General features: G+C 61.4%; 23 protein-coding genes. 11 read left to right on the top strand and 12 right to left on the bottom strand.

Translation table 11 applies throughout. The annotated features are described in order from the left end of the window. Nucleotides 1–53: 53 nt before the first annotated feature. Nucleotides 54–923: a DUF1989 domain-containing protein gene (locus tag MSG32_RS06140; RefSeq protein ID WP_054556025.1), complete on the bottom strand. Its 870-nt coding sequence runs from the start codon at nucleotides 921–923 to the stop codon at nucleotides 54–56. Between the two features lie 163 nt (nucleotides 924–1,086). Beyond that, nucleotides 1,087–2,571: a sodium/proline symporter PutP gene (gene putP / locus MSG32_RS06135; protein ID WP_248378651.1), complete on the bottom strand. Its 1,485-nt coding sequence runs from the start codon at nucleotides 2,569–2,571 to the stop codon at nucleotides 1,087–1,089. A gap of 328 nt (nucleotides 2,572–2,899) precedes the next feature. Between putP and MSG32_RS06130 the strand changes: the two genes are divergently transcribed. Next, entirely contained in the window at nucleotides 2,900–3,832 is a 933-nt protein-coding gene (locus MSG32_RS06130; RefSeq protein WP_192838180.1) for a LysR substrate-binding domain-containing protein, read from the top strand. A gap of 135 nt (nucleotides 3,833–3,967) precedes the next feature. Here the strand turns inward: MSG32_RS06130 and MSG32_RS06125 are convergent, their stop codons facing one another. The 4 genes from MSG32_RS06125 to MSG32_RS06110 form a co-directional block, all read right to left on the bottom strand. After that, a complete protein-coding gene (locus MSG32_RS06125; protein ID WP_248378636.1) occupies nucleotides 3,968–5,281 on the bottom strand; it encodes an arsenic transporter in 1,314 nt (437 codons plus the stop codon). A gap of 61 nt (nucleotides 5,282–5,342) precedes the next feature. After that, nucleotides 5,343–6,092, bottom strand: a complete 750-nt coding sequence (arsH, locus tag MSG32_RS06120) for an arsenical resistance protein ArsH (protein WP_248378634.1) — start codon at nucleotides 6,090–6,092, stop codon at nucleotides 5,343–5,345. A gap of 51 nt (nucleotides 6,093–6,143) precedes the next feature. Beyond that, on the bottom strand, nucleotides 6,144–6,575 hold the full coding sequence (gene arsC / locus MSG32_RS06115) for an arsenate reductase (glutaredoxin) (RefSeq protein ID WP_054556029.1): 432 nt from the start codon (nucleotides 6,573–6,575) through the stop codon (nucleotides 6,144–6,146). Next, complete coding sequence (locus MSG32_RS06110; protein ID WP_107334903.1) at nucleotides 6,568–6,972, bottom strand: helix-turn-helix transcriptional regulator; 405 nt, start codon at nucleotides 6,970–6,972, stop codon at nucleotides 6,568–6,570. Before MSG32_RS06110 ends, arsC begins: the two co-directional genes overlap by 8 nt. A 213-nt stretch (nucleotides 6,973–7,185) precedes the next feature. Here MSG32_RS06110 and MSG32_RS06105 point away from each other — a divergent pair, with 213 nt between their 5' ends. Both MSG32_RS06105 and MSG32_RS06100 read left to right on the top strand, forming a co-directional pair. Then, on the top strand, nucleotides 7,186–7,569 hold the full coding sequence (locus MSG32_RS06105; protein ID WP_248378624.1) for a hypothetical protein: 384 nt from the start codon (nucleotides 7,186–7,188) through the stop codon (nucleotides 7,567–7,569). 60 nt (nucleotides 7,570–7,629) lie between these two features. After that, nucleotides 7,630–8,718, top strand: a complete 1,089-nt coding sequence (locus MSG32_RS06100) for an NAD-dependent epimerase/dehydratase family protein (protein WP_248378622.1) — start codon at nucleotides 7,630–7,632, stop codon at nucleotides 8,716–8,718. Nucleotides 8,719–8,724: 6 nt separating this feature from the next. Here the strand turns inward: MSG32_RS06100 and MSG32_RS06095 are convergent, their stop codons facing one another. Both MSG32_RS06095 and MSG32_RS06090 read right to left on the bottom strand, forming a co-directional pair. Continuing rightward, nucleotides 8,725–9,141, bottom strand: coding sequence for a hypothetical protein (locus tag MSG32_RS06095; protein WP_152965372.1), 417 nt, complete (start codon nucleotides 9,139–9,141; stop codon nucleotides 8,725–8,727). A 115-nt stretch (nucleotides 9,142–9,256) separates the two neighbouring features. After that, nucleotides 9,257–9,469 carry a DUF3820 family protein gene (locus tag MSG32_RS06090; protein ID WP_175090234.1) on the bottom strand — a complete coding sequence of 71 codons (213 nt, stop codon included), beginning with the start codon at nucleotides 9,467–9,469 and terminating at the stop codon, nucleotides 9,257–9,259. A gap of 135 nt (nucleotides 9,470–9,604) precedes the next feature. On the opposite strand from MSG32_RS06090, the gene MSG32_RS06085 reads away from it, so the two are divergent. Continuing rightward, on the top strand, nucleotides 9,605–11,071 hold the full coding sequence (locus MSG32_RS06085) for an aldehyde dehydrogenase family protein (protein WP_248378620.1): 1,467 nt from the start codon (nucleotides 9,605–9,607) through the stop codon (nucleotides 11,069–11,071). 263 nt (nucleotides 11,072–11,334) lie between these two features. Here MSG32_RS06085 and MSG32_RS06080 read toward each other — a convergent pair whose 3' ends face one another. After that, nucleotides 11,335–12,141, bottom strand: a complete 807-nt coding sequence (locus tag MSG32_RS06080) for a sulfite exporter TauE/SafE family protein (protein ID WP_248378618.1) — start codon at nucleotides 12,139–12,141, stop codon at nucleotides 11,335–11,337. 306 nt (nucleotides 12,142–12,447) lie between these two features. Here MSG32_RS06080 and MSG32_RS06075 point away from each other — a divergent pair, with 306 nt between their 5' ends. The 6 genes from MSG32_RS06075 (at nucleotide 12,448) to MSG32_RS06050 (ending at nucleotide 18,728) form a co-directional block, all read left to right on the top strand. Then, nucleotides 12,448–13,122 carry a response regulator transcription factor gene (locus tag MSG32_RS06075; protein ID WP_131431957.1) on the top strand — a complete coding sequence of 225 codons (675 nt, stop codon included), beginning with the start codon at nucleotides 12,448–12,450 and terminating at the stop codon, nucleotides 13,120–13,122. Continuing rightward, nucleotides 13,100–14,434, top strand: a complete 1,335-nt coding sequence (locus MSG32_RS06070; RefSeq protein ID WP_248378616.1) for an ATP-binding protein — start codon at nucleotides 13,100–13,102, stop codon at nucleotides 14,432–14,434. The genes MSG32_RS06075 and MSG32_RS06070 overlap by 23 nt, the downstream gene beginning before the upstream one ends. A gap of 84 nt (nucleotides 14,435–14,518) precedes the next feature. After that, on the top strand, nucleotides 14,519–16,423 hold the full coding sequence (locus MSG32_RS06065) for a copper resistance system multicopper oxidase (RefSeq protein WP_282460308.1): 1,905 nt from the start codon (nucleotides 14,519–14,521) through the stop codon (nucleotides 16,421–16,423). A gap of 9 nt (nucleotides 16,424–16,432) precedes the next feature. Continuing rightward, entirely contained in the window at nucleotides 16,433–17,215 is a 783-nt protein-coding gene (locus MSG32_RS06060) for a copper resistance protein B (protein WP_216060277.1), read from the top strand. 225 nt (nucleotides 17,216–17,440) lie between these two features. Further along, complete coding sequence (locus MSG32_RS06055; RefSeq protein ID WP_248378614.1) at nucleotides 17,441–18,172, top strand: cytochrome c; 732 nt, start codon at nucleotides 17,441–17,443, stop codon at nucleotides 18,170–18,172. 55 nt (nucleotides 18,173–18,227) lie between these two features. Beyond that, on the top strand, nucleotides 18,228–18,728 hold the full coding sequence (locus tag MSG32_RS06050; protein WP_248378611.1) for a hypothetical protein: 501 nt from the start codon (nucleotides 18,228–18,230) through the stop codon (nucleotides 18,726–18,728). 62 nt (nucleotides 18,729–18,790) lie between these two features. Here MSG32_RS06050 and MSG32_RS06045 read toward each other — a convergent pair whose 3' ends face one another. From MSG32_RS06045 to MSG32_RS06035, 3 genes are all read right to left on the bottom strand, one after another. Beyond that, entirely contained in the window at nucleotides 18,791–20,017 is a 1,227-nt protein-coding gene (locus tag MSG32_RS06045; protein WP_248378609.1) for a TauD/TfdA family dioxygenase, read from the bottom strand. A 128-nt stretch (nucleotides 20,018–20,145) separates the two neighbouring features. Beyond that, nucleotides 20,146–21,135 carry a GlxA family transcriptional regulator gene (locus tag MSG32_RS06040; protein ID WP_248378607.1) on the bottom strand — a complete coding sequence of 330 codons (990 nt, stop codon included), beginning with the start codon at nucleotides 21,133–21,135 and terminating at the stop codon, nucleotides 20,146–20,148. A gap of 298 nt (nucleotides 21,136–21,433) precedes the next feature. Beyond that, on the bottom strand, nucleotides 21,434–22,825 hold the full coding sequence (locus tag MSG32_RS06035; protein WP_248378605.1) for a diguanylate cyclase: 1,392 nt from the start codon (nucleotides 22,823–22,825) through the stop codon (nucleotides 21,434–21,436). 216 nt (nucleotides 22,826–23,041) lie between these two features. Between MSG32_RS06035 and MSG32_RS06030 the strand changes: the two genes are divergently transcribed. After that, complete coding sequence (locus MSG32_RS06030) at nucleotides 23,042–25,489, top strand: DNA polymerase II (protein ID WP_348983962.1); 2,448 nt, start codon at nucleotides 23,042–23,044, stop codon at nucleotides 25,487–25,489. Nucleotides 25,490–25,514 lie beyond the last annotated feature (25 nt).

Raw genomic sequence — 25,514 nt, 5'->3', positions numbered from 1 at the left:
GGGCTTTGTTACATCAGTACCCGATAAAGGCGATCAGCGTGTCAAAAGCCGCATCAGCAGCAGCGCTCACGCTTGATGGCGGCCCAATCGGTGGTGGGGTGCTGGCGGCCGTGATTGCCGGCGTAAGCCGCGACCTTGGGCGACTCCCAGCCTGCGAGCACGTCGCCTTCCAGCCGGTAGATCTCGACACCAAGCGGGTTGCAGGTCTCGAGCGGGTCACGCGCATCAGGGCCCCACAGGTCCACTGACAGATCGCCACCCGGGCAGCAGGACATCGCGCACAGCAGATCCGTCTCGGCGAAGAACTCCAGGTAATCGCCCTTGCGTGCCGGGCAGGCCTTCATGAAGTACTTGTCTTCATTGTTGAGGCCGGTGCACTGGAAGATGTTGAGCACATCGTGGATATCGAATTCGGTCAGGCCCCAGGGCTCCACTGCGCGGACCAGATTGGAATGGCAGTGGTGATCGAAGTCCTCGCCGGTCAGCAGGCGATTGACGTAGGGGTCGCAGCGCGTACCCAGCAGATCATGCACGCGACCGCCTTCTGCATCGACGCCATAGTCGGCGAGGGTGTCATCGATGATGGTCGCCATCGGGCGCAGGTAGGGCAATGTGGACCACAGGCGATCATAGGTGCTGACATGCGCGCGCTGCAGCTGGCGGGTGCGAGATGCCCACATGCGCTCACGCGGGTTGTGCAGGTTCCACATGTTGAAATCGCCGACCTGTGAACCCTCGGTGATCTTGATGCGCAGCACGTGGCCCGCCGGCACTTCCCACGCCAGGCCATCGCGCAGCGGCACGGTGTGGGTCGCGACCAGGGTGCGCTCGGCCTTGCCTTCGGTGAGGCTGTCGTAGAAGTCGCGATCGACGTCCAGAATCGAACCCTTGCTGGCTTGATAGGCGGCAGGTACATCACTCATGACAGGACTCCTCGTAAATCGAAATTGGATCTGATGACCAGGCCGGACTGCCTGGAATTCGCTGCCCGGCTGGGGGCTTTCGTGCACTGCCGGCAAGTGTCATGGCCGGCAGTGGCGGTATCTGCAGGGCGCAGGGGGAGGTTCTCGGTCCCCCTGCGCGGGGTCAGGCCTGTTCGCGGCGCCAGTGCTTCATCAGGCGGTCGAAGCAGGCGCTGGCGGCAGGTTCTGCGTTCATGCGGCTGACGATGACGACGGCGATCAGGGCGAACAGGAAGCCTGGCACGACCTCGAACATGTCGAATATCTCCAGCGGGCCGCCGCTCAGCGGCTTCCAGATCGCGACGGTGAGGGCACCGACCAGCAGGCCGGCGATGGCGCCATTGCGGGTCATGCCACGCCAGAACAGTGACAGCAGGATGACGGGACCGAAGGCGGCGCCGAAGCCACCCCAGGCGTAGGACACCAGGCCCAGGATGCTGCTGTCACGCTCGCTGCCCATCACGGTGGCGAGCAGTGCGATGCCGATCACGCTGGCACGGCTCAGCCAGACCAGCTCCTTCTGCGTTGCCTTGGGGCGAATCAGGCCACGGTAGATGTCTTCGGCGATCGCGCTGGAGCAGACCAGCAGCTGGGAATCGACGGTACTCATGATCGCGGCCAGGACGCCGGCCAGAATGAAGCCTGCCACCCAGGGGTTGAGCATGATCTGGCTCAGGGAGATGAAGACACGCTCGCTGTCCGTGAGACCGCCACCCAGCTCACCGCCGAACCAGTAGTAACCCAGCACGCCCACTGATACTGCAGCCGCCATGGTGATGGCGGACCACAGCAGGGCGATACGCCGCGACACCTTGATATCTTCACGCTTGCGCACGGCCATGAAACGCACCACGACGTGTGGCTGGCCACAGTAGCCGATCGCCCAGCCGGCCAGCGACAGCATGCCCAGGAAGGTCACGCCTTCCATCAGGCCACCGATGGGGGCGACATCCTGCGCCGCTGCCGAGGCGGCTGCGCCATCGCCGAACAGCGCCACCGCCGTCATGGCAGCCACGGCACACAGCGAGGCGGCCATCATCAGGCCCTGGATGAGGTCGGTCCATGAAGCGGCGAGGAAGCCACCGAGGAAGGTATAGCCGACGATGACCAGCGCGCCCAACCACAGTGCGACGCGGTAATCGATGTCGAAGAGCCCTTCGAACAGCACGGCACCACCGACCAGACCTGCCGAGACATAGAAGGTGAAGAACACCAGCATGACCACGGAAGACAGGGTACGCAGCACGCGTGAGCGGTCTTCGAAACGCGCTTCCAGATAATCCGGCACCGTCAGCGCATTGCCGGCCGCTTCGGTGAACACGCGCAGTCGCTCGGCGACCAGGGTCCAGTTCAGGTAGACGCCGACCAGGGTCCAGACCGCGATCCAGGCTTGTGAGAGGCCACCACTGAAGATGGCGCCGGGCAGGCCCATCAGGGCCCAGCCGCTGAGATCGGAGGCGCCGGCACTCAAGGCCGCGACGCTTGGCGGCAAGCCGCGTCCCCCGAGTATGTAATCCGACAGATTGTGGGTGATGCGATAGAAGTAGATGCCGATGCCCAGCATCAGCAGCAGATAGAGCCCGAACGACAGCAGGACAGGTAAGTTCATCCTAGGAGACCTCATGGTGACGCCGAGGCGTCTTGTTATTGTTCACCAGTGGTGTCGTGTTGCAGCAGGCTTGCGCGGAACAAGCAGCGGGGAGCTGGCAATATCACTGACACCTTCACCTTAGCCATGAGGTGGATTGCAGAAAACTGACCATTTTTCGTTTAATCTATGACTCAATATCATGGGTTGCCGTCATATGCTGGTTGACGCCTTTCTTCCATCAGGGCGCTCTCGCAAGCGCTCAGCTCAGCACTCAGCCCAGCGCTTGGCACAGGCACCCAGCACCCGGTTTCTGGCCCCCGGCCAGGCCAGTCATCAAGGACATCCCATGCGACCCAGTCTGTCATCGCTCAATGCCTTCGAGGTCGTGTCACGCCTGGGAAGCATCACCGCGGCTGCGGATGAGCTCAACATCACCCAGTCGGCGGTGAGTCACCAGATACGCCGCCTGGAGGCCACGCTGGAGGTCAGTCTGCTGGAGCGGGCCGGACGCGGCGTGGTGCTGTCACACGCCGGACGCCGACTGGCCGATGGCCTGCAGGCCGGCTTTGCCAGAATCGAGCAGTCGGTGGCCGAATTCGAGGTCGACCCACAAGGCGTGCATCAGCGGCGCCAGCTGCGCGTCAGCTGTCTTCCCTCGGTGGCGGTGCGCTGGCTGATTCCGCGGCTCAACAGCTTTCGCGAGCAATGCCCCGATATCGCGGTCAGCCTGCAATATGCCGGCATCAGTGCGCGTGGGCTGCTGCCGGAGGTCGATGTGATGATCACCTGGCAGGACGAACTCCCGGACAAGGCATCACAGGCGTTCCGCTTGTTCTCGGGGGCCACTCAGCCGGTGGCCAGTCCGCTGTATCTGGAGCATCACCGCCGCCCGACCCAGCCGGCGGACCTGTTGAAGCTGGAGCTGATCCACGATCAGTCGCGCCAGCCCTGGCATGACTGGTTCAACAACTGCGGGCTGTATCCCTCCCAGCTCGACAAGGGCGATCTCTATCAGGATTTCAGTCTGCTGAGTGCTGCGGTGGTCGCGGGGCAGGGGGTCGCGCTGTGTCCGCCACGCCTGATCCGCAAGGAGCTTGAGGACGGCACCCTGGAATGCCTGTTCGAGATGGCCGCCAATCCCCAGCGTGCCTATTGGCTGTTCCATCACCCGCAGCCAGCCAGACATGTGCAGCAATTCTGCGACTGGATGCGCGCGGAGATCGCCGCCGAGGGAGAAGCGGCCGACAGCGGGGTCATCGTCAGCCGCCGCCAGCCCTGACGGCGGGCATCTCACTGCCAGTCAATGGCGCACGCAACGCAAAAGCCCCGCCGGGATTCGGCGGGGCTTTCTTGTGCAAGTGCTCATGTCATGACGGCCATGAGCCATGGCCCTTGGCCAGGAGATGGCGGCCTCTCAGCCATTGAGTACGCCCAGCCAGGCCCACAGGCCGAGCAGGGTGGCGACCAGCACCGGCGGCGTCAGCACCAGGCCGACCTTCATGTACTGTCCCCAGCTGATGTGATGGCCTTTCTGATCGAGCACATGCAGCCACAGCAGTGTGGCGAGACTGCCGATCGGGGTGAACTTGGGCCCCAGATCATTGCCGATCACGTTGGCGTAGACCATCAGCTCACGCGTCGCGTCACTGACCTGCTGCGCGGTGAGGTGGTCGATGGCCAGCGCGCCGATCAGCGTGGCCGGCATGTTGTTCATCACCGAGGCGGTGACGGCGGCCAGCACGCCGGTGCCGAGGGTGGCGACCAGCTCGCCCTGACTGGCAAGCCAGGCGAGGATGTCGCTGGCGTGATCGGTCAGGCCGGCATTGCCCAGCCCGTAGACCACCAGATACATGCCCACCGAGAACAGCACGATCTGCCACGGCGCACCGCGCAGCACCGGGCCGAGTTCGATCACGGCATCACCGCTGCCCAGCCAGCGCCCGGCGATGGCCAGCAGTATCAGCGCGGCGCTGCCGGTGACGACGGCGAGCGGAATGCCCAGCGGTGCGGTCACGAAGTAGGACACCAGCAGCACCCCCAGCAGCGGGAAGGCTGCGCGGAATACCTGAGGGTCCTTGATGGCGCTCGACGGTGCCTCGAGCTTCTCCAGCGCGTAGTGCGAGGGCAGCTCCTTGCGGAACATCAGCCATAGCACGATCAGCGTGGCGGCCAGCGCGATCAGATCGACCGGCACCATCACGGCGGCGTAATGCGTGAAGGAGATGTCGAAGTAGTTGGCACTGACGATGTTGACCAGATTCGAGATCACCAGCGGCAGGCTGGTGGAGTCGGCCACGAAGCCGGTGGCGATGATGAAGGCCAGTGAGGCCGCCGCCGAGAACTCCAGGCGCACCAGAATCGCGATCACGATCGGCGTCAGCAGCAGGGCCGCGCCATCATTGGCGAAGAAGGCCGCGATCACCGCGCCCAGCAGCACGATGAGCGGAAACAGCTTGCGTCCGTTGCCGCCGCCCCAGCGTGCGACATGCAGTGCGGCCCAGCTGAAGAAGCCCGCCTCATCGAGGATCAGCGAGATGATGATCAGCGCCACGAAGGTGAAGGTGGCGTCCCAGACGATGTCCCAGACCACCAGCACATCCGGCAGATTGACCACGCCGCAGGCCAGCGCGACCACGGCGCCGCCGAGGGCGCTGGTGCCGATGCCCAGCCCGCGTGGCTGCCAGATCACCAGTGCCAGCGTGATGGCGAAGATTGCCAAGGCAAGCATGACGTCTCCTTGTCGAGGGTGAAGAGTAAGTGAGAAGCCGCGTGTGCGACCGCGGATTGCGTCAGATCGTGCTCTGGTTGACGCGACGGGAGACCTCTTCGGGGCTCTCGACACGCTCCGAGTAGCGCTCGGTCAGATAGGCGCTGCGGTCGCGGTTCATCCAGGTGAACTTCATCAGCTCTTCACAGACATCGACGATGCGCAGATACAGCGGCGACAGGCGCATGCGGCCATGCTCGTCGAATTCATTGAAGGCCTTGGGCACGGATGACTGGTTGGGGATGGTCAGCATGCGCATCCAGCGGCCCAGAATGCGCATCTGGTTGACGCTGTTGAAGCTCTGGCTGCCGCCACTGACCTGCAGGATGGCCAGCGTCTTGCCCTGGGTGGGGCGCACGCCGCCCAGTGACAGGGGAATCCAGTCGATCTGTGCCTTCATGATCGAGGTCATCGCGCCGTGGCGCTCCGGGCTTGCCCACAGCATGCCCTCGGACCACTGGGCCAGCTCGCGCAGCTCCTGCACCTTGGGGTGATCGGCCTCGCAGTCATCCGGCAGTGGCAGGCCAGCTGGCGAGTAAAGGCGCACCTCGGCACCGAAGGCGCGCAGCAGGCGCGCCGCTTCCTCGGCGGCAAAGCGCGAGAAGGAACGCTCACGCAGGGAGCCGTACAGCACCAGAATGCGCGGTGCATGACGCGGGGCATCCGGTCCGACCAGGCGATCGATCTCCAGCGGTCGCCAGTGCTCGGCATCGATATTGGGCAGGTCGGCGAGTGCCGCTTTCATCTCATCGGTCATGAGTTCATTGGTCATGGTGTCGCCTGTGGGCAGGTGAGACGTGTCGGGAGTGTGTGCGTTCATGGTTCAGGTCCTGGGGGCGTGGACGACGTCGCCGTCTTCCTTGGTGTATTGCGCGACCGGGTTGTCCAGCAGCTCCAGTACCGCCTCCGACGGGCGGCACAGACGCGTGGCCTGCGGCGTGACCACGATGGGGCGATTGATCAGGATCGGGTGGGCCATCATGGCGTCGATCAACGCCGCATCGCTCAAGGCCGGGTCATCCAGATTGAGCTCGTCATAGGGCGTGCCCTTGCGGCGCAGCAGCGGGCGCGGACCGCCCCCCATGGCGGCAATCAGGGATTCCAGCGTCTCGCGCGTCGGCGGGGTGACCAGATACTCGATCACCTCCGGTGTCTCGCCGGAGGCCTTGAGCATGGCCAGCACATTGCGTGACGTACCGCAGGCCGGGTTGTGATACATCGTGATCTTGCCGGAAGAACGGACGGAATCAGTCATCGTTGCCAGGCTCCTGAGAAGCACAGGGGGTAGAAGAGGCGCTGCAGTCGGGCACGGTGAGCGAGGCCAGCAGTGGGTCGCAGACCACCGAGGAGCCCGCGCAGCAGTCACGTACCAGAAACTGCACGGTGGCGAGCATGTGCTCGAGGTTGGCGCGGTAGATCAGCGAGCGGCCTTCGCGCTGGGAGTGGATCAGCCCCGCGCGGCTCAATACGCCCAGATGGGTCGAGAGTGTGTTGTGCGGCACCTCGAGACGACGGGCGATCTCGCCGGCAGGCAGGCCTTGTGGCTCATGGCGGACCAGCAGGCGAAACGTGTCCAGACGCGTGGCCTGGGACAGCGCCGCGAAGGTGTCCAGCGTGGCCTGCGGGTCTGGCAGGCTGTCGGAGTCATTCATTTGATCTGTCCATATGTCGAGACTTGTCGAAATGACGATGGTCCGATGATAGATCAGCGTGCTGCAGATGGGAAGATGCTCGGCTACGAAGGCGAGCTTTGAGCCCTTGGCCAGGCTCGATTGTTTGCCGGGGCGTGCATTCCGGTCAGGCATTTGCCCGGCAGTATTGGTAGCATGTGCGCCATTGATTACCGGACAAGGGAAGATGGCACGATGATGATGGTATTGCAGATTCTGGGCGGCTTCGTGCTGACAGCAGGGGTACTGCTGGCGGCAGTGCCGGAGCTGGTCAACCGCTTCAAGGGCCCGAGCGACACGCCGCAGACCGTGCCGAAGGAGACCGGCGCGGCGATCTCGCGGCGCATTTGTTGGGGCTGGGTCATCGCGGTGGGGTATCTGCTGATGTATCCGCCGATCGGCCTGGGTGTGTTGCCGGTGCTGGTGACGCTCGCGGTGGCAGGTATCGCTGGCATCATGACGGCCCGTCTGATGGGGCTGATGCTGGATGGCATCGAGATGCGCCATCTGTTCCGCTTCGCCGCCGAGTCGCTGATTCTGGGCGGCCTGTGGACCTGGTTCGTCAAGCTGTCTGCCTGACGCCATTGCCGCGCACACTATGCCGTCAGATCGCCAATTACTGCATTCCGGGAGTCGTCCATGCCGCTCAATGCGTCTACGCAAGCCTTGTTGGCAGGGCTGGAGCGATCGCGTCCGGTACTGGTGACCGGCGCGACCGGCTATGTGGCGGGGCAGCTGATTCGTCGCTTGCTGGAAGAAGGCCTGACGGTGCATGCCGCCGTGCGCGATCCCGGCAATAGCGAACGTCTGGCGGCGCTCATGGCGCTGGGCGAGCGCTTGCCGGGGGAGCTACGTGTCTTCGCCAGCGATCTGCTCAAACCGGGTTCCTACGCTCAGGCGATGGCAGGCTGTGGGGTGGTCTTTCATACCGCCTCGCCCTTCGTGGTCAGTGTCCTGGACCCCGAGCGCGATCTGGTGCGCCCGGCAGTGGAGGGCACGCGCAATGTGCTGGAAGAGGCCAATCGTCAGGCCAGTGTCGAACGGGTGGTGCTGACCAGCAGCTGTGCCGCCATCTACAGCGACAATGCCGATGCGCAAGACACCCCGCGCGGCTGTTTCGACGAGAGTGTCTGGAATACCACGGCGTCGCTTGAGCATCAGGCCTATTCCCATTCCAAGACGCTGGCGGAACAGGCCGCCTGGCAGATCGCCGAGCGGCAGTCGCGCTGGCGGCTGGTGGTGATCAACCCCTCGCTGGTGCTCGGCCCCGCGATCAGCGATGACACGCGCGGCGAATCCTTCAGCCTGATGACGCAGCTATGCGATGGCACGCTCAGGATAGGCGCACCGGATTACGGCATGGGCGTGGTGGATGTGCGGGATGTGGCCGAGGCGCATCTGGCGGCGGGATTTCTGCCCACGGCCAATGGGCGTCACCTGGTCGCTGGACATTCCTCAAGCTTCATTGAGCTGGGGCGGGCCTTGCGCCGTCACGCCGGCCCGCAGTACGCGATTCCCACTCGCCAGCTGCCCAAATGGCTGGTGTGGCTGGCGGGTCCGCTGGCCAACAAGGCCGTGACCCGCAAGGTCGTCGCGCGCAACGTGGGCCATCCCTTCATCTTCGACAATACCCGCAGCCGCGAGCAGCTGGGTCTGATCTACCGGCCCCTCGAGGCGACGCTGCACGACATGTTCGATCAACTGGAGGCCAGCGGCCGCCTGTCGTGATTTTGGTCAATACATTGTCGGGAAAAGCCCCAGTGTTCCGCTTGGGTCATACCCCATTCTATAGCGTATTGTTGTATTGGGAGTAATGGTGTCTTTCACTTCTTTTACTCCAGTCTCACAAAGCCCTTGATCCGCTGAAGCGCTGACGATATATGTACCCGGAGTAAGATCCAGCGAGACAGTTTCTGCAGGGTCAAGCTTGGCGGTTAGAACTCCATTGATTTTTACAATGATCCCGCAAGCGCTGCCTAACAGCCCACTATCACGGGTCAGAGTCAATGTCCCATGCTCCTCCTGTAAAGGTTGATTGTGTGCATAGATTCGTTCAGGAGGGACGGGGTCGGCATCTAATGATGAAATTGGCGTAGTAGAGCAACCTGTAATGGTAAGCATGAGTACAGTTGTTATTAGTGTGCGTGTCATGATTGCCTCAGAAATGGTGGGCATGAAGTTAGGAGCATGCAAAGACCATCATATATTTTGGTTGCTCGCAGGTATATTTAAATCAACTTAATCGACAGCATAATTCTCTTTGGCTTTAGCGTTTTCTCAACGGCTCCAGCAGCGCATTCAACCCGTTGTGATCAATCTCGTGCATCAGCGCGAGCAGGCGACCGATCTCGCCCTGCGGGAATCCCTTGCGCGCAAACCAGCCCAGATAATCCCCGGGCAGGTCGGCAATCAGGCGTCCGGCATACTTGCCATAGGGCATCTGGCGGGTCGTCAGTTTCTGCAGGTCTTCAGGGCTCATCCTTTGACTCTCATTCGGTTTCGGTAGGGGGATGCTCTTCGCTGGCGGTGCCATTCTGGCATAGCTGAGTTGCGGTGGTTGGGTTTTGCCACACTATCGCCATGTCTCCTGTAACCCCATAGCACGGAGAGACTCATGCCTCGCGATTACCAGAACCTGGAGCAGCTACCTCTCGCCGGTGAATGGCGTGCCGGACGAGCCGGCAAGACGCTTGAGGTGTTGGACCCCTTCGATCAGAGCTCGCTGCTCTCGATTTCCATGGCCAACGCCGAGGATCTCGACGCCAGCTATCGCAAGGCGCGCGATGTCCAGCCTGACTGGGCCCAGACGCCGGCAAGCGAGCGCGCGGGCGTGATGCACAAGGCGGTGGAGCTGATGGACGAGCGACGCGAGGAGCTGCTCGGCTGGTTGATTCGTGAGTCCGGCAGTACTCGCATCAAGGCGCAGGCGGAACTGGCCGCGGCTCGCGCGATCACGCTGGAATCTGCCGCGATGGCCAACCGCGTGGCCGGAATGGCGATGGAGGCTCAGGTGCCGGGCAAGGAGAGCCGTGTCTTTCGCAAGCCGCTGGGTGTCATCGGCATCATCAGCCCGTGGAATTTCCCGCTGCATCTGACCCAGCGTTCCCTGGCACCGGCATTGGCGCTTGGCAACAGCGTCGTCATCAAGCCGGCGAGTGACACGCCGCTGACCGGTGGCCTGCTGCTGGCCAGATTGTTCGAGGAGGCGGGCCTGCCTGCCGGCGTCTTGAGCGTGGTGGTCGGTTCCGGCAGCGAGATCGGCGATGCCTTCGTGGATCACGAGGTGCCGCGGCTGATCTCCTTCACCGGTTCCACCCAGGTGGGCAAGGGCATCGGCGAGCGCGCCGTCGGTGGTGATCATCTCAAGCACGTTGCCCTGGAACTGGGTGGTAACAGTCCCTGCGTGGTGCTGGATGATGCGGATATCGAGCAGGCGGTGGACGCCGCTCTGGTCGGCAAGTTCCTCCATCAGGGGCAGATCTGCATGGCCATCAACCGCATCATCGTCGATGAGTCGGTCCATGACGCCTTTGTCGATCGCTTCGTGGCGCGTGCCCGTGCACTCAAGGTCGGCGATCCCGCACAGGACGATACCGTCATCGGGCCGATCATCAATGCCAAGCAGCGTGATGGTCTACTCGAGATGATCGAGACGGCCAAGGGCGAGGGCGCCCAGGTGATGCTTGAGGGCGAGACGCAGGGTCAGCTGGTGCCGCCGCATGTGTTCACCGAGGTCACCAATGACATGAGTCTGGCGCGCAACGAGATCTTCGGTCCGCTGGTCGGCATCCAGAAAGCCCGTGACGAAGCGCATGCGCTGGAGCTTGCCAATGGCACCGAATATGGCCTCTCGGCGTCCGTCTTCACCGCGGATATCGCACGTGGCGAGCGCTTCGCGCGCCAGGTCGAGGCTGGCATGGTGCACGTCAATGACATGCCAGTGAACGATGACCCGCGCGCGCCCTTCGGTGGCGAGAAGAACTCCGGCCTGGGGCGCTTCAATGGCGACTGGGTGCTTGAGGAATTCACCACCGACCAGTGGGTCAGCCTGCAGGTTGAGCCCCGCCAATATCCGTTCTGATGTCTCTTATCTGTAGTTGACGCATGACAAGCAACGCCCCGCTCAGCCTGATGCCTGAGCGGGGCGCTTTTGATGGTAGGTAATGCTGACGCGTCATGATGGGCGGAACAGGCAACAAGACCAGCTGAGCGTGATACCCGGGGCATCCCTGTCTAGAGGACAGGGGTGCAAGCTGTGATCATCAGCGCACCGGTGATGATCAACAGCGCAACCGCCAGATGTCCCATGTGCGAGAAGCGGATCAGGGCGTGGCTGGCGGCGGATCAATGACTGATCAGAGAAGCGCTACCCAGCCAGGCAAGCCTGAGCGCCAGCAACGACAGCGCCCATTTGAACAGGCCATCGAAATGCCGGTTGGAGACGCGATCCAGAAAGCGCAGTCCGAGGCGGGTGCCGATCAGGCCCGCGCCGATCATCAGCACGATCAGGGGCAACCACTCATGGAAGAGAAACCCTGCCATGCCGAAGATGAAGGCTTTGGTGAGGTGCTGCGCGACCATGCAGGCCGCGAAGGTCGCCACCTTGGCGTGACGCTCGCCGCCGCCTTGCTTGATGAAGCTCGCGACCAGTGGGCCGCTGGCACCGATCAGACTCGAAAGGAAAGTCGTGATGGCACCGGCGATCAAGGTGCCCGTGCGGCTCAAAGCTCGCTTGGGCAGTGCCGGCCCCCAGCAGGTGAACAGCACGAACAGCGCGATGGCAAGCTCCAGCACCCCTTCAGGCAAGCGGATCAATACCCAGGCCGCGACCAGCGCACCCAGCGCCACACCGGGCAGAAAGGCCAACAGACGGCGCATGTCGATATGGCGCCACGTCATCGCCATGCGCCCGCCGTTGGAACCCAGCTGCACCATGCCATGCACCGGAATCAAGGCAGCGGCAGGCATCAACTGCGCCATGAACATGATCAGCAGGGTGCCACCGCCGACCCCGACAGCTGCAGACATGGCTGACGTCAGCAGGGCAAGCAGCAGCAACGCGCAGACGATAGGCAGCGAGAGCGGGAAATACTGCGCGAGGCCATCAAGCAGGCTTGCGAGGTAGGGAATATCGGCGGGACTGGCGAGCATTGCGGGCATCCTGTGGAGATAGCCAATAAAGATGGATAGGGGGTCAGGCAGCCGACATGACGCATGACCTGCCTGACAGGCGTGCAAGGCTACCGTGACGGGGAGGCGCTATCCAGCCAGGCGTGCTTGGCTGAATAGCACATGGGAGATTCGAGCGGCTTCACGTGGTGGTGAGATTATATGTTGCTGTCTTTTCAGCCAGTGATCAGCTTTCCCCCATAGGATGGTGAGGCTTACCATGACATGTTGGTTTAGCACTATGCCGCAGTGTTCAGTGGGTGTTTTGTGGATCAGGAGAAAGCTGGCATGAAGCTGTTGTTGCTTGAAGATGATGACCTGCTGGCGGAAAGCCTGGCCGAACTGCTTGAGGACAATGGCTACCGGTTGGATGTCTCCTCGAACTTGAATGATGCGCAGGCCTTCATGGCAACCGAGCAGTACGCGTTGGCCATTCTGGATCTGGGACTACCGGATGGCTCCGGGTTGGATTTGCTCAAGCGCTGGCGTCAAGGACAGGTGGATATTCCGATACTGATTCTCACGGCCCGTGACACGTGGGAAGACAAGGTCGTCGGTTTGCGCAGCGGGGCAGATGATTACCTTACCAAGCCATTTCATGAAGCAGAGTTGTTGGCACGTCTTCATGCGCTTCTTCGGCGTCGCCAAGGGGCAAGTCATGGGTATCTTCAGGTAAGCGGAATTCAGCTGGATGAAGAGGCGCAGCGTGTGTGCTGCGATGGAGAGCAGTGGGCGAGCTTGACGGCCACCGAATTCCGCCTGTTGCGCTACCTCATGCATCATCCAGACAGAGTGCACTCCAAGGCACAGTTGCTGGATCAGCTATATGCCCTGGAGCAGGACGCCGCGGCGCCCAATCTGGTAGAAGTCTATATCGCTCGCCTTCGCCGCCGCCTGGGCAAGGACTTGATACAGACCCGCCGCGGACAGGGGTATCTGCTTGTTTCACATCGATCGTCGTAGCCTTCGTTTTCGCCTGCTGACCCGCCTGGGAGGAGCATCTCTCGCGGTGGTGCTGTTTGCCTGGTATCTGCATGGCTTCTTTCTCCACGAGCTGGCGAAGGACTTTCTTGGCGAGCGTCTCAAGGATGAGGCATCGCATATCGTCACCTTGCTCAAGAAGGATGAGCGGCCTGTTACCCAGCTCATGGCGGCTGCGCGTGAGGAGTCCCTGAGCTTTCATCATTTCTATGTGTTGCGAGTCGGGGAGAAGGTCAGTACTTCGCTGCCTGCCTTGCCGACGCAGTTGCTCCCTTTGCTTGAGGGCAAGGGAGATGCGTTGTTCATGCATCAGTTTCAGCAACAGCCACTGTTGGTCTATCGACATGTCTTCGATATCCGCGGGGAGGCGGTGCAATTGCTGATTGCCGAGAATTTCTCGCCAGTGGAGCAGGGCTTGACCCGAGTTCATTGGTGGATTGCCGCCAGCGCCATCCTGTTATGGGGAATTCTGATATCACTCAATCTGCTGGCGGTAAGGCGGGGGCTCAGGCCGTTGAGTGTCCTGCGTCATCAATTGAGTGAACTCCAGTCCGGGCACCGAAAGCGGATTGTGCTTGAGGCCCCTTCCGAGCTTGATGCGTTGGTATCACAGCTCAACACCCTGCTGGATGAGTTTGATCGTCGGTTGTCTCGTTCACGAGAGTCTGTGGCGAATCTGTCCCATGCGCTCAAGACACCCCTGACGGCACTGGCACAGGTGCTGCGCGGCAAGCGACCGATCAATGAGGTACGTCGTGGCAAGATGCTGCAACGTGTAGAGACGATTCATTCCCAGCTGGAGACAGAGCTCAGGCGAGCCCGCATTGCTGGCCCGCGCGCCGGTCAGACAACACGCCCGGTTGAAGAGGCCCAGCGCTTGATCGAGATGTTCCAGGGGATCTATCCGCAGCGTACCTTCTTGCTGGAGTGTCTGGGCGTATCTAATCAGCATGCGGATAGCTGGGTGAATGTCGAGACACAGGATTTCACCGAAATGCTCGGCATATTGCTGGATAATGCGGGCAAGTGGTCTGTCAATCAGGTGCAATGCCGATTGACGATAGAGAGAGACCAGATCGTGCTCTGCGTCGAGGATGATGGTCCGGGGGTGCCGCAGGCACAGTTGGCCCATCTTGGCGAGCGTGGGTGGCGGCAGGACGAAACTCACCCGGGGTATGGGCTGGGGCTCTCCATTCTTGCGCATCTCGTCAAGCATTACGCTGGTTGCGTGAGCTACTCAACAGCAGCCGCAGGGGGATTGAGAGCCGAGGTGCATCTGCCCACCCGCAAATAGGCACTCCATTCAGGTTCGTTTCAGCTTGCCGTGGCTTCATCCATGTCATGACTCATCATTCATGACTCGGGAGCAGCTACGGCCATGGCACCAAAACCGTCTGAATTTTCTGTATCACGTCGTCAGTTGCTCAAGGGAGGTTCTGCCCTGGGGCTGGGCGCAATGGTGTCAGGCGTAGCACCCGCCTGGGCCAACCCCTGGGGGCGCACATCAGGTTACTCCCAAGGGGTTGAGCATGGGCCCGAGATCTCTCTTGTCATTCGACGTGAAGACATCGACATTGCCGGGCAATTCGCTCGTCCCATCAGCATCAATGGCAGTAGTCCCGGGCCCATGGTGCGCTTGAAGGAAGGGCAGGATGCTGTCATCAAAGTGACAAACCTGCTCGATGAGCCAACCTCCATTCACTGGCATGGCATCATACTTCCCCCGGAAATGGACGGTGTGCCGGGTATCAGCTTCGCAGGGATAGCACCGGGCGAAACCTTTACCTATCGGTTCCCTGTCACTCAGAGCGGTACCTACTGGTATCACAGTCATTCAGGCCTCCAGGAGCAGGAGGGCCACGCAGGTCCATTGATCATCGACTCCGCAACACCGGAAGCCTTCACCTATGATCGTGAGCATGTCCTGCTGCTGACTGACTGGACATTCGAAGACCCCAAGTCCGTATTTCGCAATCTCAAGACCATGGAAGGCTACTACAACTATCAGGAGCGTACCGTCGCTGATTTCTTTGCGGATGTACGACGGGGTGGTTGGGTGGACACGATCGAGTCGCGCAGCATGTGGGCAGAGATGCGCATGAGTTCACGGGATATTGCCGATGTCACCGGCAGTACCTATACGTATCTTCTCAATGGTCATTCACCAGAAGAAAACTGGAGCGCGCTATTCAAGCGCGGGGAAACAGTGCGTCTGCGTGTCGTCAATGGCTCGGCAATGAGCTACTTCGATTTACGCATTCCCGGCTTGAAGATGACCGTGGTAGCGGCAGATGGACAGCCAGTGCAACCGGTAGAAGTGGATGAGTTCCGTATTGCCGTGGCGGAAGCCTACGATGTACTGGTGACACCGGAAGATGACAAGGCCTACACCATCTTCGCCGAAGCCATGGACCGCAGTGGCTACGCGCGAGCCACGTTGGCACCCCGCCCCGGGATGGTGGCGCCCGTACCTGAGCGACGGCAGATCGCTGATCGCGGGATGGAGGCCATGGGCGCTCATGCTGGAATGGACCACTCGCAGATGGCAGGTATGGATCATTCGCAGATGGCAGGCATGGACCATTCGAAGATGGCAGGTATGGACCATTCGCAGATGGCGGGCATGGACCATTCGCAGATGGCGGGCATGGACCATTCGCAGATGGCTGGCATGGACCATTCGAAGATGGCAGGCATGGACCATTCGAAGATGGCAGGCATGGACCATTCGAAGATGGCAGGTATGGACCATTCGAAGATGGCGGGCCTGCAGGCCGATGCAGCCCAGGGCGGCATGCTGATGGCGGGTGCTGTTCAGCAAGGGGCTCGTTATGACCAGGCGGGAATCGGTCTGGACCAATCGCTGCGTCGTGTACTGGTCTATCAGGATCTCAAGGCCTATTCACCATGGCCGGACAGACGCGGCCCCATGCGCGAGATGGAGTTGCATCTGACCGGCAATATGGAACGTTATATGTGGTCCTTCGATGGCAAGAAGTTCAGCGAAGTCAATGGCCCTATTCATTTTCATAAAGATGAGCGCCTCCGTCTCATCTTGATCAATGACACCATGATGGAGCATCCCATTCATTTACATGGGATGTGGATGGAGCTCGAGAATGGCCACGGTGACCTGATCCCTCGCAAGCACACCTTGAATGTCAAACCCGGTGAGCGCGTTTCAGCGTTGATCACTGCCGATGCAGAAGGTAGCTGGGCTTTCCATTGTCATCTTCTGTACCACATGGATGCAGGTATGTTCCGTGTCGTAAAGGTTTCCTGAGGAGTCATCATGTCAATCAGTCAGCATTCATTTCGTCTTGCCTGCGTGACGGTATGTCTATTCTCCGGTGCTGGTGTCTCCCAGGCATTTGCGCAGGATGGATATGATGCCCCGGCGTCATGGCCATCGCCCATGGCCGAACATCTCCAGTGGAGCGCAGTCTTCGATCGCCTGGAATATAGCCTTCCGGACAAGGGAGAGGACTCCCTGGTGTGGGATTTTCAGGCCTGGTATGGCGGAGATACCCACCGCGTCTATCTCAAGTCAGAAGGGGAGAATGTCCAGGGCGATGGGGAAGAAGCCGAGTTTGAATCCCTTGAGCTTCTCTACAGTCAGCTGGTTGCCGATTTCTGGGAGTTCCAGATCGGAGCTGGCTATCAGGGTGGTGTGTTCAACGATGATCATGATGAAGGCGTGTATGGGGTGTTCGGCTTTCAGGGAACCGCCCCCTACCGGATCGAGACGGATGCCGCAGTGCAGTACCGAGAGGAAGGTATCGTGACTGCCAGCCTGGAGCTGGAACATGATGTGCGCCTGACCCAGCGCTGGTATCTACAGCCACGCAGTGAAATGGTGTTCGCTGCCAATGAGTCCAGGCAACAGGGGATTGGAAAGGGCCTCAACTCAGTACGAATCGGCTTGCGTGCTCGCTATGAGATAACTCGGCGGGTAGCGCCTTACGTCGGCATGTACTGGCAGAGAGAGTATGGCGAAACCGCTGATATGCAGCGTGAAGAAGGTGAGGATGTGGAGGATACGGCTGTCGTGGTCGGTGTGCGCTTGATGTTCTGAATCTCGATGGTTGTCGTGTATTGGCTGCTGGTGGTCGAAGTCATTCTCTGGAGGTGTTCCTTGAATGATACAGAGACAGCTCAATGAAATCGGACAAGCGTTTCAGGTGCCAAGGCGCTGCCCGATGCATCGCGTCATGTCGCCGGTATTGTTGGCCGTCAGCCACCGGCTTTTTTACATAGCGGTCTGGGCGTTGAATCATGTTGTTTCATCAAGGGGGCTGACATGAAAAAAGTACTGGTAGGGATGTGTCTGGCATTCCTGGTGCTGCTGGCAGCCGGGGCTGGAGTCATTTACTCCGGCGTCGTCAGTGTCGCGGCAGATGATCCGCATGGGCCATGGGTCTATGGAATTCTTGAAACGGCGCGTGATCGTTCGATCGAGAGCCACGCGAGTGATATCGCAACGCCATCCCTCGATGATGAAGCCATGAAAGTGGCGGGGGCCGGTAATTATGCATCGATGTGCGCCTCCTGCCATCTCGCGCCAGGCATGCAAGAGACTGAACTCAGCAAGGGGCTTTATCCCAGTCCACCGAATTTTGTGACTTCGGATATCCATGGTGAGCCTAGAGAGCACTTCTGGGTCATCAAGCATGGGATAAAAGCCAGTGGAATGCCGGCATGGGGCAAGAGCATGCAGGATGAATATATCTGGCAGATGGTCGCTTTCATGCAAGAGCTACCGGGCATGAGTGCTGCGCGTTATACGGCTCTTGTGGCAGCAAGTGATGGTCATCAACATGGCGGAGGCGAGACTGCACAATCACCGTCATCGCATCATGACGATGACACCCGCCAACCACATCACGCTAGGGAAGCTGATGGGCCTGCTGATTTACAAGACAGCCATGAGCCGGAGGGCAGTCATGAGCCGAAAGAGAATCATGAGCCGAAGGACAGTGGCCGGGCTGAGGATCATCCTCACTCATCACATGATGCAGAGCATCAACATTGAGGCCAGGGCCAGCATCAGGCATCGGAAGTGACGTACACGGCCAGCCGCAAACAACATGACCTGCCTGACAGGCGTACGATGCCAGAGCCGGCCTCAGCTTGAAGAGGTGGTGCACGGCGACATTCTCGATGTGCTGGCAGAGACGCCGGCATCCTGCGTGGCGATCAGCTGTCGCATCAGTGCCAACTGGCAGCAGGGCGAGCAACTCGCGAGACTCGTCGAGGTGATTCTTCGTCATCCACGCCTGCGAATCGTGATCGATGCCTTTGATCTCGAGCGTCTGCCGTTGTCCACCCGCATCGTGTCGGGCAGCGGTCGTCATCAACTGGCCTGGCAGACCCTGTCACGTCACATGCTGGAGCCGGAATGGGGCATGCATGCCGTCCACTGGCGGGGCGAGAAGCCTGATAGGCTGGCATGGGTCAGCGCCTTTGAACCTGCGACGCTGACCCGATGTCTTGCCCACCAGTTGCCCGGCCATGAGGTGCGTTGTCTACCGCCCCTGATCCCGCAGGACCCCGGTTTCACGCTCGTCATCACGCCACGCACGCCCTGATTCCCCGCACGTCCTCATTCTCATGTCGGCCATCGGCGTGAGCAGAGGCACGACGAACCGAATCACACCGCCTGGCTGGCTTCCTCGACCCGCTCGGCGCGTTCGGCACGCTTGAGCATGCGATAACGAGAACGCACTTCGTCACGCTCCAGGTAGCAGCCCTGCAACCAGCGGCTGCCGCTGTCGCCCTCGAAGGCATCGCGGGCGTGCAGCAGGCGGCGATTGTCGAAGATGACCATGTCGCCGGGGGCGTAGGTGAAGCGCATGGCGAAGCGCGGCTCACGCAACATGCGCTGCAGCGTCATCAGTGCTTCATAGGCGGTCTCGGTCTGCTCGAACGGCGCCATCATCGGCCCGCGCAGGAAGTCGGCGATCCGCACCTCCAGCAGTTCTCCTGCCTGACCCAGCACGATCATCGGCGAATACCAGACATGATCGGTATTGCGCGAGGTATTGGCGTAGCGCCAGTGCACCGTGGTGAGTGTCTCGTAGGCCTCGGGGTGCTCTTCCTTCAGCGCCGCCGCGATGGCGAAGCCGTCCATCATCACCGCCATGCCGCCTTCCACGGTGTTCTCGAGACAGTAGAGGCACTGCAGGCCCGGCTGATATTCCCGGGTCGGCAGGTCCACATGCGGCGGCAAGGCGATGGAGGTATAGGCGTTGGAATCCGGGTTCTGGATCGCGCGGACATTGAAGAGGTGGCCGAAATTGGTGGTGCGGATCGAGCCGATGCGCTCGGCGACCTTTTCGATGGCGCCTTCTTCCGTCGGCAGGTTGCGCAGGCGCACCAGGCCCTTGCCGAGCAGTTCGTGCAGGGTGGGATACAGAATCTTCGCCTCCTGCGCGCTGCCATGGTCGGCCTCGGCCAGGCGGGCGGCATCGATGGTCGGCGGCTGTTCCAGCTGCTCACCGTGCCAGAGCGTCAGCGGCGGCAGCTCCGGCGGCAGCGCGTCCTGGTTGTCATAGTCATTGGCACGCAGGAAGCCCGGGTGGAAGCGCAGGCGGCGGTCTTCGGGCGTGAACAGCACGCTGAGTGCGCCGTCCTCATCGATGCTGGCCTCGGCGATTTCCGGCCAGGCGGGAATCTGGGAGAGGTCCAGAATGCGTTCGCGCGTCGCCGGATTGACGGTGGTATCGTCCGCGGCGTTCTCGCGCAACCAGACACTATGAAAACGGCTGACGCGGCCATCGCTCCAGGTCACGCTCAGATAGCGTGCTTCGTGAATGACCTTCACGAGAGGCTCGTCAATTGGCCAGCTGTCGTAATCGGGTGTGATCGGGAGCGCCATGGAGAGTCCTTCCTTCTGTCAGGTGAGCGATTCCCCGACAGAATGGCAGCCCACGGCGCTCGCTACTGTGCCCAATTCGACACCGACTGTGCCCAATTCGACATCGCGTTGCGGGTATCGGGTGTGGATCACCCCAGAGGACGTGGTGGCTGGCGGCGTGCCTGGGTCGGGGTAATGCCGAAGCGACGGCGAAAGGCGCGGGTGAAACTCGAATGCGAGGTGAAACCGCAGGCCAGGGCGATATCGGTCACGCCATGGCGGGTATCGTGAAGCAGGCTGCGTGCATGCAGCAGGCGACGCTCCCCATGATAGGCGCGAGGCGTGCAGCCGAGCCCTTGCTGGAAGCGGCGCTCCAGCTGGCGCCATGAGAGGCCGAGTTCCTCGGCGAGTGCCTCGATGCTGAGCGGGGCCTCCAGGGTGTTCTCCATGCGCGTGATCGCACGCCTGAGCAGCGGGTCAGCCAGATCGGCCGTCTGCTGACTGATGCCGCGCTGGCGGCTGGCCGGCAGTCGGCCCTGATCGAGAATCAGCTGTTCGCGTACCGCTTGATAGAGTGTCTGGCCATGCTGGCGGCGAATCAGCTCCAGGCTCATGTCCAGCGGGGCGCTGCCGCCGGCGCAGAAGAAGCCGTCGTCACTGATTTCATACAGTGACTCCACGGCGTCCACCTCATCGAAGCGCTGGCTGAATTCCGGCAGGCTTTCCCAGTGCAGCGTCACCGTCTTGCCGGTGAGCAGGCCGGCGCGTGCCAGCACGAAGCAGCCGGTGTCCACACCCCCGAGCTGGCAGCCGCTATGGGAGCGCTCCTGCAGCCAGCGCAAGGTGCGGTCTTCCAGATAGGCTTCCGGGGCAAAGCTGGTGCACACCACCAGCGTGTCCACTGCGGCAAGCTCGTCACGTGCGGTATCCACCGGCAGCACCATGCCGTTGGAGGCCTTGACCGACGCGCCATCCTGGCTTGCGAGTGTCCACTGATACAGGCGTGTTCCGCGCAGTCGATTGGCGATGCGCAGCGGCTCGATCATCGAGAACAACGCGACCATCGCGAAGCCCGGCAGCAGGAAGATACCGAGTTGGTGACGGTCAGCGGGGGCAGGCGAGGCAAGGGTGGCGGTCAAGGGCGCAATGCTTGTGGGCTGGTCAGACAGCACGCCGTCTTCCGGGAGGCCGAAGGCATAGGACGCATCGGGCGGCGTAGCGCTGGAATCGTGTGAAGGCATGAGGATAGGCAACGACGACGTCGGGTGGCTCAGCAGTAGGGGATGGGCCTGACCTTAGCGTGTTCGCTACCTGAGTGCGAGAGGGGGGATGACGTGACGCGAGGGCTTCGGCGAGAGGGCTTTGGTGAGCGGGCTCCGTCCTGCTTGGCGCTCCTGATCAGGCCAGGCAGGACGGAGCAATTCACGCATCATTGCGTTACAGCATCCTGAGGCAGTTGCGTCCTTCTTCCTTGGCCGCGTACATGGCTTCATCGGCGCGTGCGATCAACTGCTCGCGGGTGGCGCTGTCATCGGGTTCCAGGCAGGTCATCCCGATGCTCAATGACAGGGGCAGACGTTGGCCAGCGTATTCCACGACACTGTCCTTCATGCGTTGTCGCAGCAGGTTGATGCGCGTGGCCGAGTCACTGAGCAGCGAGTCAGGCAGAATCGCCAGGAATTCCTCGCCACCCCATCTGGCGAGGGTGTCGCCGGGCAGCAGAATCTCCTCGGCGAGGACGCTCAAGTGTTGCAAGGCAAGATCACCGGCGTCATGGCCATGATTGTCGTTGATCTTCTTGAAATGGTCGAAATCCAGCAGTGCCACGCACAGGGGGTGGTCAACCTCGGCGGTGGCCAGTGCCGCGATGCTGTCATCCAGTACCTGCTGGGCATGACGGCGATTGTAGAGACCGGTCAGCGGGTCAGTGATCGCGATCTTCTCGAGCGCCTGATGCGCTTCCTTCAGGGCATTGATGTCATTGGCACGCGCGACTTCGTGGCCGGCCCACAAGGCGATGAGACGTACCAGCTCGATGTCCTGAGCGGTGAAGGGCGGCACCGGGTCAGGGCTTGAGAAGGTGAAGGTGCCGTAGCGTTCACCATCCACGATCACCGGTGCCCCGATGTAGGCTTCCAGATTGAAGTTGGCATAGCAGGGATGGTTGCGGATCTCACTGCTGGCCACATGATGGAAGGCCTGAACGCAATCGGCCCTGTAGACGTGATCGCAATAGGTATCGCTGAGCGAGAAGCTCAGTCCCGGTTCCAGCAGGTCTTCCGGGTGACAGGCGCGCTGGACGACGTATTCGCCGTCCTGGATGCGGCTGAAGATACCGATCGGCAGGCCGAAATGGGCGCAGCCCAGTTTCAGCAGCTCATCGATGCGCTCATTGAAGTTGAGTTCACGTGATGAGGTGATGGCATGCAGGCTGTGCAGGGTATGTTCCGCCGTCACGCGGCGTGAGACATCGCGGATCAGCCCGAACATGAAGATGTTGTCGCTGGTGGGGTCCTTGATGGGGCCGCCGAGCGTCTCACCATAGAAGTAGGTGCCATCCTGGCGTCGGTAGCGGATGACCCGGCCTTCCTTGGCGGGCTGGGCATCGACACGAAAGCGCCTCTGCCCCTGGCGCTCGAACTCATCGCTGGAGGCATACAGCATACGTGTCTGCTTGCCGATCAACGCTTCACGTGGGTAGCCGAATGCCTTCACCGCGCTGTCATTCAGGTAGGTGATGTGGCGCTGATCATCTGCAAGCAAGATGATGTCGTCGATCTGGCCCAGCATCTGGCCCAGCAGGGTTTGAATCATCTCAAAGCGTTGCATGACGCAGGCTCCTTGTGGGGTGCCGCTATCTCGGGAGAGGCATTCCTTGCCGCAGACATCCATCCTGTCGCCGGGAAGGCACGGTATTTCCGTCGTCAAGCTCAGGCTTCACGCCGGATGTTGTACGATACAGAATTCATATTATCGTATGAGGATGCAGACGCGTCTTGCTCTCATCCTGCCCGGCATTCGTATATTCAACGTAAAGGTAATGCAGTGCCAGAGGCCGCATCCGAAGATTCCCGCCACGCTCCTGTTGAACTTCATGGCTTCGTGCTGACACGTCATTGGCGGGACACGCCCGAGGGGGTGGTGATCAGCTTCTGGATTCGCACCGACGAAGGTGCCGTACGTGTCGAATGTGCGCCCCAGGAAGTCGTCGCTTTCCTGCCCGCCGAACAGCAGGTGCTGGCTCAGACACTGGTGAGCTTTGAGGCCGGCGCCGAGCTGCGTCCGCTGGCACTGGAAGACTTCCACCATCGCCCGGTGGTGGGGCTCTACTGTCGTGAATATCGCACCCTGGGCCAGCTGGCGCGCCGTTTGAAGGCGATTGGCGTCGACGTCTATGAAGCGGATGTTCGTCCGACGGACCGCTACCTGATGGAGCGTTTCATCACGGCAGGCGTCACGGCACGCGGCGAGCGCCAGCCTGATGGCAGCGTGAAGAATGCGCGCCTGACACCGCTTGGGGGCTATCGGCCACCGCTGCGCTGGGCATCGCTGGATATCGAGACCGATGCGCGGGGCAATCTGTATTCCATCGCGCTCGAGGGCTGCGGACAGCGTCAGGTCTACATGCTGGGGCCTCCCAATGGGGAGGAGAACGCCAGCTGCGATTTCTCGCTGGAGTACCGGGATAGCCGGCGTGAGTTGCTGCAATGCCTGCTGGACTGGGTCGCAAGGCATGATCCGGATGTCATCATCGGCTGGAACGTCATCCAGTTCGATCTGCGCATGCTGGTGCGGCTGTCAGAGGCCGAAGGTCTGCCACTGCGACTGGGGCGTGACGCCAGCGTGATGCAGTGGCGCTCTCATTCCCGCCAGGCCGAGCACTTCTTTGCCGAGATCGCCGGGCGTTGGGTGGTGGATGGCATCGAGGCGCTCAAGTCAGCCTTCTGGCATTTCGAGTCGTTCAGCCTCGAGAATGTCTCGCGTGAGCTGTTGCAGGAAGGCAAGGCCATCGATGACCCCTATGGCCGGCTGGACGAGATTCTGCGCATGTTCGCCGAGGACAAGCCTTCCCTGGCGCGCTACAACCTCAAGGATTGCGAGCTGGTCACGCGCATCTTCACGAAGACGCGACTGATGGAGTTTCTGCTCGCGCGGGCGGCAGCCACGGGGCTTGAGGCAGATCGCAGCGGTGGTTCGGTGGCGGCCTTCACGCATCTGTATCTGCCGAGATTGCACCGGCTGGGCAAGGTCGCGCCCAATCTGGGAGACGTGGTGGGGGAGGACAGCCCCGGCGGCTTCGTGATGGATTCCCAGCCCGGGCTTTATGACTCGGTGCTGGTGCTGGATTTCAAGAGTCTGTATCCCTCCATCATCCGCACTTTCCTGATCGACCCGCTGGGCCTGATCGAAGGGCTGCGTGGGTCGGAGAACGTCACGGATGATGCCTCAGAGGCCGGTGTGCCCGGCTTTCTCGGCGCGCGCTTCTCGCGTGACCGACACTGCCTGCCGGGTATCGTCGCCGAGATCTGGCAAGCACGTGACGCCGCCCGCGCGGCGGGTGACGCCCCGCTGACCCAGGCGCTCAAGATCATCATGAATGCCTTCTACGGCGTGCTGGGGTCACGCGGCTGTCGTTTCTTCGATCCACGGCTGGCGTCCTCGATCACGCGGCGTGGCCATCAGATCATCCAGCAGACGGTGGAGTTGATCGAGGCGCAGGGCTATCGCGTCATCTATGGCGATACCGACTCCACCTTCGTGTGGCTGGGCGCTGCGCATGAGGAAGCCGAGGCGAGTCGGATCGGCCGTGAGCTGGCGGCGCATGTCACCGACTGGTGGCGACGGCATCTCAAGGGCAGTCTCGATCTCGACAGCGCGTTGGAACTGCAGTTCGAGACCCACTATCAGCGCTTCGTGATGCCGACCATTCGTGGGGCCGAAGAGGGCAGCAAGAAACGCTACGCCGGGCTGCAACAGACAGGCAGCAGCGGCCAGACGGAACTGGTGTTCAAGGGACTGGAGTCGGTGCGTTCCGACTGGACGCCGCTGGCCAAGACCTTCCAGCAGGGACTCTATCGCAGAATCTTTGAAGGCAGCCCCTATCAGGAGTATCTGAAGGGCTACGTGCAGGATTACCTGCAACGCCATGCCCATGGCGCGGCGGACACCTCGGATGTCGAGGCCTTGATCTACCGCAAGCGCCTGCGGCGCAAGCTCGACGACTATCAGCGCAACGTGCCGCCCCATGTCCGTGCGGCGCGTCTGGCGGATGACGAGAACCGCCGGCGTGGCCTGCCGTTACGCTATCAGCGCGGCGGCTGGATTCGCTATGTGATGACCACCTCCGGCCCGGAACCCGTCGAATATCTGCGCTCGCCCATTGATGTCGAGCACTACCTGAGTCGTCAGCTAAAGCCCGTTGCCGATGGCATCCTGCCGTTCGTCGACGATGATTTCGATCGCCTGCTGGATCGTCAGATGACGCTGTGGTGATTCGCACGCTTAGGCGGTCCAGTTT

It is taken from the genome of Cobetia sp. 1CM21F (genome assembly GCF_023161745.1).
GTDB classification, from domain to species: Bacteria; Pseudomonadota; Gammaproteobacteria; order Pseudomonadales; family Halomonadaceae; genus Cobetia; species Cobetia amphilecti.
Note: the sequence above shows the minus strand (reverse complement) of the source record. Positions and strands in the feature narration are given on the sequence as shown.